The organism is Zooshikella sp. RANM57 (genome assembly GCF_050749885.1).
Lineage (GTDB): Bacteria > Pseudomonadota > Gammaproteobacteria > Pseudomonadales > Zooshikellaceae > Zooshikella.
Window position 1 is genome coordinate 1 of the sequence record NZ_JBOIUB010000075.1, and the last position, 256, is coordinate 256.

1 protein-coding gene is annotated in these 256 nt (G+C 43.8%); it reads right to left on the reverse strand.

What is annotated here, in order from left to right; all coding sequences use genetic code 11:
• The coding region (locus tag ACQ96U_RS27195) for a hypothetical protein (RefSeq protein WP_431724413.1) at positions 1-256 on the reverse strand (256 nt) is incomplete at both ends.

Here is a 256-nt window from a genome sequence, read left to right on the forward strand (position 1 = left end):
ACGGTTAGCACGTCATCAGGGTTTTCGTTATCAGTGTATGAAAACACTAAACAGTCATCAGGTGAGGTGCTAATAGACGCGCCATTGTAACTGGCACCAAGATAAATGGTAAAGGTAATACCAGATTTCGTACTTTCTCTACCTGTTACAGGAATAAACACGCGTACGGGTGTATTAGACACAACCCCTTGGCTGATCACACTTACAGAGTCGCTGGTCGTTTCAGATCCTAGGAGATACAGCTCATAGTCATTGT